This is a genomic window from Pectobacterium betavasculorum (genome assembly GCF_000749845.1).
Taxonomy (GTDB): Bacteria; Pseudomonadota; Gammaproteobacteria; order Enterobacterales; family Enterobacteriaceae; genus Pectobacterium; species Pectobacterium betavasculorum.
On record NZ_JQHM01000015.1, the window covers coordinates 69,157 to 80,734 of the forward strand.

Consider the following 11,578-nt stretch of genomic DNA (forward strand, 5'->3'; position numbering starts at 1 on the left):
AATATTTACCCTACCGTCTATAATCGGTAGGATTAAATGATGAAAGTCACTAATAGCAAACAGCTTAGCAGCTATCTGAAAGATGTTCGTATCACGCAGAAACTTTCACAAGGGAAAGTGGCCAGTAAAGTGGGTATTCGTCAGGACACGGTATCCAGCTTCGAGCAACATCCCGATTCCACCAAGCTAGAAACCTTCTTTAAAATCCTATCGGCATTGAATTTAGAACTTACGGTTTCTCCCAGAAACGCAAAGGTAGCTGATAACGACGCCTCTACTGCATCATCCTGGAAGGAAGAGTGGTAATGGCTGCGCTCGATGTTTACATGAACGGCTATCGGGTGGGGAATCAACCGCAGGGAAGCCAAACTGGCGATGGGATTGACTGGCTCAAAAGGTAAGAAATACGCCATTGAGCAGATCTTTCCACGACATTTCTTCCAAACTGCACAGGCGGTTGGATTTTCCAGAGAATCAATGGAAAGTATTCTGATTGAATTCGCACAGTCAATGGATACTGTTGTGATGAACGTCAGAAATCAACTGCCTGCGGATTTTCCTGTCTCCATTCAAGATGCAATTCTAGAAGGTATGCAGGCTAGGGCTAGGCGCTTGATGGCTGGGTGGGAATAGGCATCCTGTGGATGCCTCCCCGTGTGTTGGGGTTGCTATTTCCCAATACAAAAACTTGAGAAAATACGGCCTAATAGATCGTCAGAGGTGAATTCACCCGTGATTTCACTCAGGGACTGCTGTGCCAGCCGCAGTTCTTCTGCCAGCAATTCTCCCGCGTAGGCACTCACCAACTGTTCTTTGCCCTGAATCAAATGCTGTGCTGCCAGTTCCAGTGCTTGAAGGTGACGGCGTCGTGCTAAGAAACCGCCTTCTGTGTTGCTGGTGAACCCCATGCTTTGCTTGAGATGATCGCGCAGCGTATCGATGCCTTCACCCGTGCGGGCGGACAGTCGGATAAGTGAGTGAGTATTCACATCCTCGATGCCGCGCGCTTCGCCAGTCACGTCAGCTTTGTTGCGCACCACGGTAATCGGCAGCGTTTTTGGCAGGCGTGCCATAAATTCTGGCCAGATGTGCTCAGGTTCGGTCGCCTGCGTCGTGGTGCCGTCTACCATGAACAGCACGCGATCGGCCTGTTCGATTTCCTGCCATGCACGCTCAATACCAATGCGTTCGACTTCATTGCTGGCATCGCGTAGTCCGGCGGTGTCGATAATATGCAGCGGCATGCCATCAATATGGATATGTTCACGTAATACGTCACGCGTGGTTCCCGCGATATCCGTCACAATGGCGGCTTCACGACCCGCTAACGCATTGAGTAGGCTGGATTTACCCGCATTAGGACGACCTGCAATCACGACTTTCATCCCTTCACGCAGCAGACTACCCTGATGCGCTTCGGCTCGGACGGCATCGAGATCGGCCATCACACCATTTAGCTGCGCTTCAATTTTGCCATCGGAGAGAAAGTCGATCTCTTCATCCGGGAAGTCGATGGCAGCTTCGACGTAGATTCGCAGGTGAGTAAGTGCTTCCACTAACTGATTTATACGGGTAGAAAATACGCCTTGCAGAGAGTTCAGCGCTGAGCGAGCGGCTTGTTCCGAGCTGGCGTCAATCAGATCGGCGATGGCTTCCGCCTGCGCGAGATCGAGCTTGTCATTTAGGAAGGCGCGTTCAGAGAATTCGCCGGGACGCGCAATGCGCACGTCGGGCAGCGTTAGAATGCGTTGCAGGAGCAAATCAAGAATAACCGGACCGCCGTGACCCTGAAGTTCCAGCACGTCTTCACCTGTAAAAGAATTCGGGCCGGGAAACCAGAGGGCGATGCCTTGATCGAGCGTGGTGCCGTTGGTATCACAGAACGGCAGGTAATCGGCGTGACGAGGTTTAGGAAGCTTACCCAGAACAGCACGTGCCACCTCTGCGGCCGCCTGTCCTGAAACACGTAAAATACCCACGCCTCCGCGTCCCGGTGGCGTGGCTTGGGCGACGATGGTGTCGGTATTGCTCATGATATTCTCTCTGCGTTGATGCCTGTCTGTCAGGCTATTTTACGTATCGTTAGGGGATAAAACAGCTTATAAAAAAATAAGGCGGTCAATGACCGCCTTACGCTTTCTATCGGTTAGCTATAAATCGGATTATTTTTTCTCGCGGCTATGCAGGCCACGTTTCTCCAGACCGCGATAGATCAACTGCTGCTGGAGAATGGTTACCAGGTTACTGACGATGTAATACATAACCAGACCAGAAGGGAACCACAGGAAGAAGACGGTAAAGATGACCGGCATGTAAGTCATGATCTTCTGCTGCATTGGGTCGGTCACGGTGGTTGGTGACATCTTCTGGATGAAGAACATCGTCACGCCCATCAGGATCGGCAGAATGTAGTACGGGTCTTGTGCAGACAGGTCATGAATCCACAGCGCGAATGGCGCGTGACGCAGCTCTACAGAGCCCATCAGCATGTAATACAGCGCCAGGAAGATTGGCATCTGAATCAGCAGCGGGAAGCAGCCGCCCAGTGGGTTCACTTTCTCTGACTTGTACAGCGCCATCATTTCCTGACTCATACGCTGTTTGTCATCACCAATGCGCTCACGCATTGCCTGCAATTTAGGTTGCAGTAAGCGCATTTTCGCCATAGAGGTGTATTGCGCTTTCGTCAGCGGATACATCACACCGCGCACGATAAAGGTAATGGCAATGATGGAGAAGCCCCAGTTGCCGATGAAACCGTGCAGGAATTTCAGCAACTTAAACAGCGGCTGAGAAATAAACCACAGCCAGCCGTAATCTACTGTCAGGTCAAGATGTGGTGCGACAGCAGCCATCTTGTCCTGAATTTCCGGGCCGACCCACAGTGTGGCGTTCAGATTTTGTTGACTGCCAGCGGCAACAACAACGGGCGCAGCCTTGAAGCCAATCGCAGCTTGGCCATTGCCCAGCTTGCTGGTATAGAAGGTATTTGCGCCCGCTGTAGTCGGAATCCACGCGGTTGCGAAGTACTGTTGCAGCATCGCCACCCAACCACTGTTGGTCGTGATGTTCAGGTTTTCGTCCATGTCGCTGAAGCTGTACTTTTTGTACTTGTCTTCACTGGAAGAGAACGCCGCGCCACGATAAGTATGCAGTGCAAAGTTGCTGCTGCCGATATCGCGGTGCTTAGGTAATTCGATAGATTGCTTTAACTGACCGAACAACGTGAGTTCCAGAGGCTGAGCGCTGGTGTTATTGACGCTGTAGTCAACGTTCAGTGCATAGTCGCCACGTTTCAGAACAAACGTTTTGGTATAGGTCACGCCGTCCGCAGCGGTGTACGTCATCGGAATACGCAGTTCGCTCTGACCATCAGCCAGTTCGAAGCTATCTTGTGTGGTAGTAAACAGCGGGCGTGGACCGTTCGCTGGGTTGTCTGGGCCGTTTTTGCCAGTCAGACCACTTTGAGCCTGATAGACAAACTCCGATGTGGTTTCCAGCAGATGGAAAGGCTTATTTGAGCCTAATGTGTCCGGGTAAGCCAGCAGATGCGCTTGCTCGATGTCGCCGCCACGCGTGTTGATTGTCAGCGACAGGACATCAGTTTTCACCGAGATCAGTTTGCCTTGACCGCTAGCTGGTACGCCCTGGTTGGTAGCATCACCGGTCACTGCGTTCGTCGCCTGCTGTATGGCCTGCGTGGTTGCTGGCGGATTTTTATCCGTTTCCCAAGCCTGCCAAAGCATAAAGGTTACGAATAGCAGAGCGATGAGAAGAAGATTGCGTTGCGAATCCATCGTTAATGTTCTCTGTTATTGTCGGTTTTTGGCGGTACGGGATCATCACCACCAGGGTTCAAAGGATGGCATTTTAATACGCGTTTAAGCGTCAACCAACAGCCTTTTATCATGCCGAACCTGCGTATTGCTTCAATACCGTATTGCGAACACGTTGGCCGGAACCGGCAATGTGGTCCGAGTAACGGGCTGATAACGAGTTGATAACCGCGTATCAACCCGATCAGCAGTCGGGAGCCAAACGACAGTGCCGACGCCATAGTTTTTCCAATGCTTCCGTCAGAGTGCGGTTATCCAGTTCAGACACCCCTTTTTTCACCAGCACCACAAAATCCATTGAAGGCAATGAATGTTGATGCAGGCGAAAGCTTTCGCGCGTCAGGCGTTTAATCCGATTGCGTTCATGAGCACGTTTTACATGCTTTTTGGCGACGGTAAGACCGATGCGGGGATGCCCCAGCGAGTTCAGGCGGCCGAGGATGGTGATTTGCGGCGTGCCAGCCCGTTGTGGTTGCTGGAAGACGAAAGTGAAATGACGGGGAGTTAACAAACGTAACTCCCTGGGAAATGCGAGCTTAACCACTCGGTGGGTTAGCTTTTATTACTTAGAAACAGACAGACGAGTACGGCCTTTCGCACGACGGCGGGCCAGAACTTGACGACCATTTTTGGTGGCCATACGAGCACGGAAACCATGGCTACGGTTACGCTTCAATACGGACGGTTGGAAAGTGCGTTTCATGGCGATTTCTACCTAAACTTGGAAAATTATAACTTCACAGTAAACGCGTTTGGCTGTTCGGCGTGAAAATGACCGACGCCTCAATCGCATATCACAGCTATATAACGGAAAGAGGCAGGATTGTAATAATTGTACAGTCCTGAGTCAATTAACATCACACTTAACACGCCAGCCATTCCCATTATTTTTGGTATTCCTGCCTGCCAGAGCACAGAAAAGGCGTAAACGCGCGGGCAGGGAATTATACGGACTCTATTGCAAAGCGCAAGGATCCTCCAACGATCTGCCCCACAAGATCATGATCGATATCACCGTAACGATCGTGTTGCCAAGGGTATGCTTGGGCGCACTTCATATAGGGTGGGTAAAATGTGTGCTAGCCTTTCCTCTGCCGCATTGCGGGGAGCCGCGATAAGAATAGCCTGTGGATAAAAAGGATCAAAACTGTGCAGAAGGGGAAGATCTCTTTGGCGGATTAGGTTATGATCCGCGGTTCCGTTAGCGATCCTTTTGACGGGATCGTCGGGGTAAACCGCCACGCTACGTGGTGTGTCTGCTGTCTGAATTGTGAATGAAACAATCGTGGATGACGCAGGCGCCAAAAAATCATGAGTCACATAAATAACGTCTTATTCTTTTCTTTTTGATCGTTCTTGTTCGAGTGGAGTCCGCCGTGTCACTTTCGCTTTGGCAGCAGTGTCTTGCCCGTTTGCAGGATGAGTTACCTGCCACAGAATTCAGTATGTGGATACGCCCGTTGCAGGCGGAGCTGAGTGATGACACTCTGGCGCTCTATGCCCCTAATCGCTTTGTACTGGATTGGGTGCGTGATAAATATTTAAATAATATCAATGTCTTGCTTAATGATTTTTGCGGGATGGATGCTCCTTTACTGCGTTTTGAAGTGGGGAGTAAACCGCTGGTTCAAGCCGTAAGCCAGCCAGCGCAGCCGCACCACAATCCCGCTAACGTTGCGCGGCAACAGCCAGTACGTGCGGCACCGGTACGACCAAGCTGGGATAACTCGCCGGTACAGGCAGAACATACCTACCGTTCCAATGTGAATCCGAAGCATACGTTTGATAACTTCGTTGAAGGTAAATCGAACCAGTTAGCACGCGCAGCGGCACGTCAGGTCGCTGACAACCCCGGTGGGGCGTATAATCCGTTGTTCCTTTATGGCGGCACTGGCTTGGGTAAAACGCACTTGCTGCACGCGGTGGGAAACGGAATTATCGCCCGTAAACCTAACGCGAAGGTGGTCTACATGCACTCCGAGCGTTTCGTGCAGGATATGGTGAAAGCGTTGCAGAACAATGCGATTGAAGAGTTCAAACGCTACTACCGCTCTGTTGACGCGCTGCTGATCGATGATATTCAATTCTTTGCTAATAAAGAGCGTTCGCAGGAAGAGTTCTTTCATACCTTTAATGCGTTGCTGGAAGGCAACCAGCAAATCATTCTGACGTCTGACCGCTATCCGAAAGAAATCAATGGCGTGGAGGATCGCCTGAAATCCCGCTTTGGTTGGGGGTTAACGGTCGCGATTGAACCGCCAGAGCTGGAAACCCGTGTAGCGATTCTGATGAAAAAGGCCGATGAAAATGACATTCGCCTGCCTGGTGAAGTGGCTTTCTTTATTGCTAAACGCCTGCGTTCTAACGTGCGCGAGCTGGAAGGCGCGCTGAACCGCGTTATCGCGAATGCCAATTTTACTGGCCGCTCGATCACCATTGATTTTGTACGTGAGGCGCTGCGCGATCTGCTGGCGTTGCAGGAAAAACTGGTTACTATCGACAATATTCAAAAGACCGTGGCGGAATACTATAAAATCAAGGTAGCCGACCTGCTGTCTAAACGTCGTTCCCGCTCGGTAGCGCGTCCGCGCCAGATGGCGATGGCGTTGGCGAAAGAACTGACGAATCACAGCCTGCCGGAAATCGGCGATGCCTTTGGCGGGCGTGACCATACGACGGTGTTGCATGCCTGCCGCAAGATTGAGCAGTTGCGTGAAGAAAGCCACGACATCAAAGAAGATTTTTCCAATTTAATCAGAACTCTATCGTCATAACACTATGAAATTTATTGTTGAACGCGAACGTCTGTTAAAGCCATTACAACAGGTCAGCAGCCCGCTGGGTGGCCGACCGACCTTACCGATTCTGGGCAACCTGCTGATTCAGGTGACGGAAGGCGCGCTGTCGCTGACGGGTACCGATCTGGAAATGGAAATGGTGGCGAAAGTGGCGCTAACGCAGCCGCATGAGCCGGGTGCCACGACTGTCCCTGCCCGTAAACTGTTTGATATTTGCCGCGGTCTGCCGGAAGGCGCAGAGATCACCATCATGCTGGATGGCGACCGCATGCTGGTGCGTTCTGGCCGTAGCCGTTTCTCGCTATCCACATTACCCGCAGCAGATTTCCCTAATCTTGACGACTGGCAGAGCGATGTTGAATTTTCTCTGCCGCAGGCGACGATGAAGCGTTTGATCGAAGCGACGCAGTTTTCGATGGCGCATCAGGACGTTCGCTACTACCTCAACGGTATGCTGTTTGAAACCGAAGGCGAAGAGCTGCGTACGGTCGCGACCGATGGTCACCGTCTGGCGGTCTGTTCGATGCCAGTTGGGCAATCTTTACCATCACATTCGGTGATCGTACCGCGTAAAGGCGTCATGGAACTGGTGCGTCTGCTGGATGGTGGTGATACGCCGTTACAGTTGCAAATCGGCAGCAACAATATTCGTGCGCATGTCGGTGATTTCATCTTTACGTCGAAGCTGGTCGATGGTCGTTTCCCTGATTATCGCCGCGTATTGCCGAAGAATCCGGATAAAACGCTGGAAGCTAGCTGTGACTTGCTTAAGCAGGCTTTTTCCCGTGCGGCGATTTTGTCGAATGAAAAATTCCGCGGTGTGCGTCTACATCTGATTCAGAACCAGCTCAAAATTACTGCTAATAATCCAGAGCAGGAAGAAGCGGAAGAGATTCTGGATGTGCAATATGACGGCACCGAGATGGAAATCGGCTTTAACGTCAGCTACGTATTAGATGTGCTGAACGCGTTGAAGTGTGAAGGTGTGCGTTTGCTGCTTACCGATTCCGTTTCCAGCGTGCAGATCGAAGATAGCGCCAGTCGGGCAGCGGCCTATGTCGTTATGCCAATGCGGTTGTAGAATTATTGGGCTATTTTACTTGCCCATTTGCGATTGGGCAGTGCTCGCAATCCTCACGTACTCTGTGTACGCTCCGGTTGCTGTGCGCTGGCCGCACGCAACTGGCCTGCGACAATAACGCCCTCCCATATAAGATATCTGCAACATGGCCCTCACTCGTCTTCTCATTAAAGATTTCCGCAATATCGAAGCGGCCGATTTGGCGCTGGTTCCCGGCTTTAATTTTTTGGTCGGAGCCAACGGCAGCGGTAAAACCAGCGTGCTGGAAGCGATTTATACGCTAGGGCACGGGCGGGCGTTTCGTAGTATCCAGGCTGGGCGCGTGATTCGTCACGACCAGCCGGAATTTGTGCTGCATGGTCGGATTGATGGCACGGAAACAGAGCGTTCCGTTGGGTTAAGCAAAAACCGTCAGGGTGACAGCAAGGTGCGGATTGACGGCAGTGACGGCCATAAAGTCGCTGAACTGGCGCAACTGCTGCCAATACAGTTGATCACCCCTGAGGGATTTACTCTGCTTAACGGCGGACCGAAATTTCGGCGCGCCTTTCTTGATTGGGGCTGTTTCCATAATGAACCCGGCTTTTTTGCGGCCTGGAGCAACATGAAACGCCTGCTGCGCCAGAGAAATGCGGCGCTGCGTCAGGTGAGTCATTACGGGCAGCTCAGAGCCTGGGATCAGGAGCTGGTGCCGCTGGCGGAACGTATCAGCGAGTGGCGCGCGCAATACAGCGCAGCGATTGCTAATGATATTGCCGCGACCTGTACGCAATTTTTGCCTGAATTTTCTCTCAGTTTCTCTTTCCAGCGCGGCTGGGATAAAGAAAGTGAGTATGCAGAACTGCTGGAACGGCAGTTCGAACGCGACCGTATGTTAGGTTATACGGCGCTGGGGCCGCATAAAGCCGACTTCCGCATCCGCGCCAGCGGCGTGGCGGTCGAGGATATGCTGTCCCGGGGACAGCTCAAGCTGCTGATGTGTGCGCTGAGGCTGGCTCAGGGTGAATTTCTCACCCGTCAGAACGGGCTGCGCTGCCTGTATCTGATCGATGATTTTGCTTCCGAACTGGATAGTACCCGCCGCCGTTTGCTGGCAGAACGGTTAAAAGCCACTCATGCACAGGTATTTGTCAGTGCGGTTAGCGCTGAGCAGATAGAGGACATGATTGGTGAAAAGGGCAAGATGTTCCGCGTAGAACAGGGTAAAATAACGGTTCAATCACAGGACTAAAATGAGCGAGAAACGTTGATGTCGAATTCTTATGACTCCTCAAGTATCAAGGTATTGAAAGGGCTGGATGCGGTACGTAAACGCCCAGGTATGTATATCGGCGATACGGACGACGGTACCGGCCTGCATCACATGGTATTCGAGGTTGTGGACAACGCTATCGACGAAGCACTCGCTGGCTATTGTAAAGACATTATCATCACCATCCATGCCGATAACTCGGTGTCGGTGCAGGATGATGGCCGTGGTATTCCAACCGGCATTCATGAAGAAGAAGGGATCTCCGCTGCTGAAGTCATCATGACCGTGCTGCACGCGGGCGGTAAGTTCGATGATAACTCGTATAAAGTCTCCGGCGGCCTGCACGGCGTAGGGGTTTCCGTGGTTAACGCCCTGTCGGAAAAACTGACGCTGGTTATTCACCGCGAAGGGAAGCTTCACGAGCAGACCTATAAACACGGCGTGGCGCAGGCACCGCTGGCGGTCACGGGTGAAACCAACAGAACCGGTACGACGGTGCGTTTCTGGCCGAGCCACGAGACGTTCACCAACGTGGTGGAATTCGAGTATGAGATTCTGGCCAAGCGTCTGCGCGAGCTGTCGTTCCTGAACTCTGGCGTCTCTATTCGCCTGATCGATGAGCGTGAGAAAGATAAAGCCGATCATTACCATTATGAAGGCGGCATCAAGGCATTCGTTGATTACCTGAACCGTAACAAGACCCCAATCCACCCGAACGTGTTCTATTTTTCGACGATGAAAGATGACATCGGCGTGGAAGTGGCGTTGCAGTGGAACGATGGTTTCCAGGAAAACATTTACTGTTTTACCAACAATATTCCACAGCGTGATGGTGGTACACACTTGGCCGGCTTCCGTGCCGCGATGACCCGTACGCTGAATACTTACATGGATAAAGAAGGCTACAGTAAGAAATCCAAAATCAGCGCGACCGGTGATGATGCGCGTGAAGGGCTGATTGCTGTGGTTTCCGTGAAAGTCCCTGATCCGAAGTTCTCCTCTCAGACCAAAGACAAGCTGGTTTCTTCCGAAGTGAAAACGGCTGTCGAATCGCTGGTGAACGAAAAGCTGGTGGATTACCTGATGGAGAATCCATCGGATGCCAAAATCGTGGTCGGCAAAATTATTGATGCTGCACGTGCCCGTGAAGCGGCGCGTAAAGCGCGTGATATGACACGCCGTAAAGGCGCACTCGATCTCGCTGGTTTGCCGGGTAAACTAGCGGATTGTCAGGAACGTGACCCCGCGCTGTCTGAACTGTATCTGGTGGAAGGGGACTCAGCGGGCGGCTCTGCTAAGCAGGGGCGTAACCGTAAGAATCAGGCGATTCTGCCGCTGAAGGGTAAAATCCTGAACGTTGAGAAGGCGCGTTTTGACAAGATGCTTTCTTCACAGGAAGTGGCGACGCTGATCACTGCGCTGGGCTGCGGCATTGGCCGTGATGAGTACAACCCAGACAAGCTGCGCTATCACAGCATCATTATCATGACCGATGCTGACGTTGATGGTTCGCACATCCGTACCCTGTTATTGACCTTCTTCTATCGTCAACTGCCTGAAATCGTTGAGCGTGGCCACGTTTATATCGCGCAGCCGCCGCTGTACAAGGTTAAAAAGGGCAAGCAGGAACAGTACATCAAAGATGACGAGGCGATGGATCAGTACCAGATTATGCTGGCACTGGACGGCGCGACGTTACATACCAATGCGCAGGCACCAGCGCTGGCGGGTGAACCGCTGGAAAAACTGGTTTCTGAACACTATGCCGTACAGAAACAAATCGGTCGTATGGAACGCCGCTTCCCGCGTGCGTTTTTAAATCGTCTGATCTATCAACCAACACTATCCGAAGCTGACTTGAGCGAACGTGAAAAAGTGCAGGCGTGGGCGGAGTCACTGGTTAGCAGCCTGAACGAAAGCGAAGTACACGGCAGCACGTACAGCTTTGTGGTTCATCACGATGAAGAGCGCGGCGTGTTTGAACCTGCACTGCGCGTACGTACGCACGGTGTGGATACCGATTATCCGCTGGGTGCAGGCTTCGTGGCGGGTAGCGAATATCGCAAGCTGAATCAACTGGGCGAAAAACTGCGTGGCCTGATTGAAGAAGATGCGTACATCGAACGTGGCGAGCGTCGTCAGCCAGTTGCCAGCTTTGAGCAGGCGCTGGAGTGGCTGGTGAAAGAATCCCGCCGTGGCTTGACCGTACAGCGCTATAAAGGTCTGGGCGAAATGAACCCGGATCAGCTGTGGGAAACCACGATGGATCCGACCAGCCGCCGCATGCTGCGTGTGACGGTGAAAGACGCCATTGCTGCCGATGAGCTGTTTACGACTCTGATGGGTGATGCCGTTGAACCGCGTCGTGCGTTTATCGAAGAGAACGCCCTGAAAGCGATGAACATCGATATCTGATTCGGTTGACGTTGTTATCGTTACCCAAGCCAGCTCCCTACGGAGCTGGCTTGGGGTTGTTGACAAAGTCCGTAGAGCGAGAGTAACGGATAGATCGTAAAGACGCTGTGAATACATCCTTGTACGCTCGGCTTGCGCCATCCCTGGCGCAAACGCTTTACTCTTCTATTCCGTTACTCCCGTTTTCATTCAGTAA

At 52.1% G+C, this 11,578-nt stretch carries 11 protein-coding genes; 6 read left to right on the forward strand and 5 right to left on the reverse strand.

Annotated features, from left to right (window positions below; genetic code table 11):
* Nucleotides 1-39 precede the first annotated feature (39 nt).
* Together KP22_RS18540 and KP22_RS18545 are read left to right on the forward strand one after the other, a co-directional pair.
* The gene (locus KP22_RS18540) at nucleotides 40-306 is read left to right on the forward strand and encodes a helix-turn-helix domain-containing protein (RefSeq protein ID WP_039307585.1); all 267 of its coding nucleotides are present in this window, start codon (nucleotides 40-42) and stop codon (nucleotides 304-306) included.
* Nucleotides 307-375: 69 nt separating this feature from the next.
* A complete protein-coding gene (locus tag KP22_RS18545) occupies nucleotides 376-633 on the forward strand; it encodes a hypothetical protein (protein WP_039325723.1) in 258 nt (85 codons plus the stop codon).
* Between the two features lie 35 nt (nucleotides 634-668).
* On the opposite strand, the gene mnmE is transcribed toward KP22_RS18545, so the two are convergent.
* The 5 genes from mnmE to rpmH all read right to left on the reverse strand — a co-directional run bounded on the left by mnmE (nucleotide 669) and on the right by rpmH (nucleotide 4,539).
* Nucleotides 669-2,033, reverse strand: a complete 1,365-nt coding sequence (mnmE, locus tag KP22_RS18550; RefSeq protein WP_039325724.1) for a tRNA uridine-5-carboxymethylaminomethyl(34) synthesis GTPase MnmE — start codon at nucleotides 2,031-2,033, stop codon at nucleotides 669-671.
* 129 nt (nucleotides 2,034-2,162) lie between these two features.
* On the reverse strand, nucleotides 2,163-3,797 hold the full coding sequence (gene yidC, locus KP22_RS18555; RefSeq protein ID WP_039325725.1) for a membrane protein insertase YidC: 1,635 nt from the start codon (nucleotides 3,795-3,797) through the stop codon (nucleotides 2,163-2,165).
* A gap of 2 nt (nucleotides 3,798-3,799) precedes the next feature.
* Complete coding sequence (gene yidD, locus KP22_RS21995; RefSeq protein ID WP_010281237.1) at nucleotides 3,800-4,057, reverse strand: membrane protein insertion efficiency factor YidD; 258 nt, start codon at nucleotides 4,055-4,057, stop codon at nucleotides 3,800-3,802.
* Complete coding sequence (gene rnpA, locus KP22_RS22000; protein WP_071822913.1) at nucleotides 4,021-4,380, reverse strand: ribonuclease P protein component; 360 nt, start codon at nucleotides 4,378-4,380, stop codon at nucleotides 4,021-4,023. Before rnpA ends, yidD begins: the two co-directional genes overlap by 37 nt.
* 18 nt (nucleotides 4,381-4,398) lie before the next feature.
* Nucleotides 4,399-4,539, reverse strand: coding sequence for a 50S ribosomal protein L34 (gene rpmH, locus KP22_RS18565; RefSeq protein WP_005976668.1), 141 nt, complete (start codon nucleotides 4,537-4,539; stop codon nucleotides 4,399-4,401).
* A 673-nt stretch (nucleotides 4,540-5,212) separates the two neighbouring features.
* Here rpmH and dnaA point away from each other — a divergent pair.
* From dnaA to gyrB, 4 genes are all read left to right on the forward strand, one after another.
* Complete coding sequence (gene dnaA, locus KP22_RS18570; RefSeq protein ID WP_039307576.1) at nucleotides 5,213-6,610, forward strand: chromosomal replication initiator protein DnaA; 1,398 nt, start codon at nucleotides 5,213-5,215, stop codon at nucleotides 6,608-6,610.
* Nucleotides 6,611-6,614: 4 nt separating this feature from the next.
* Nucleotides 6,615-7,715: a DNA polymerase III subunit beta gene (gene dnaN, locus KP22_RS18575; RefSeq protein ID WP_039307574.1), complete on the forward strand. Its 1,101-nt coding sequence runs from the start codon at nucleotides 6,615-6,617 to the stop codon at nucleotides 7,713-7,715.
* Between the two features lie 145 nt (nucleotides 7,716-7,860).
* Nucleotides 7,861-8,946 (forward strand): DNA replication/repair protein RecF, encoded by a 1,086-nt coding sequence (recF, locus tag KP22_RS18580; protein WP_039307571.1) that lies wholly within the window; start codon nucleotides 7,861-7,863, stop codon nucleotides 8,944-8,946.
* A gap of 18 nt (nucleotides 8,947-8,964) precedes the next feature.
* Entirely contained in the window at nucleotides 8,965-11,382 is a 2,418-nt protein-coding gene (gene gyrB / locus KP22_RS18585; protein ID WP_039307569.1) for a DNA topoisomerase (ATP-hydrolyzing) subunit B, read from the forward strand.
* Nucleotides 11,383-11,578 lie beyond the last annotated feature (196 nt).

What these genes read in the sequence shown, in the direction of transcription:
- mnmE (WP_039325724.1), bottom strand. Translation starts at nt 2,033, where the DNA reads ATGAGCAATACCGACACCATCGTCGCCCAAGCCACGCCACCGGGACGC.
- dnaN (WP_039307574.1), top strand. Translation starts at nt 6,615, where the DNA reads ATGAAATTTATTGTTGAACGCGAACGTCTGTTAAAGCCATTACAACAG.
- rpmH (WP_005976668.1), bottom strand. Translation starts at nt 4,539, where the DNA reads ATGAAACGCACTTTCCAACCGTCCGTATTGAAGCGTAACCGTAGCCAT.
- yidD (WP_010281237.1), bottom strand. Translation starts at nt 4,057, where the DNA reads ATGGCGTCGGCACTGTCGTTTGGCTCCCGACTGCTGATCGGGTTGATA.
- gyrB (WP_039307569.1), top strand. Translation starts at nt 8,965, where the DNA reads ATGTCGAATTCTTATGACTCCTCAAGTATCAAGGTATTGAAAGGGCTG.
- KP22_RS18545 (WP_039325723.1), top strand. Translation starts at nt 376, where the DNA reads ATGGGATTGACTGGCTCAAAAGGTAAGAAATACGCCATTGAGCAGATC.
- KP22_RS18540 (WP_039307585.1), top strand. Translation starts at nt 40, where the DNA reads ATGAAAGTCACTAATAGCAAACAGCTTAGCAGCTATCTGAAAGATGTT.
- recF (WP_039307571.1), top strand. Translation starts at nt 7,861, where the DNA reads ATGGCCCTCACTCGTCTTCTCATTAAAGATTTCCGCAATATCGAAGCG.
- yidC (WP_039325725.1), bottom strand. Translation starts at nt 3,797, where the DNA reads ATGGATTCGCAACGCAATCTTCTTCTCATCGCTCTGCTATTCGTAACC.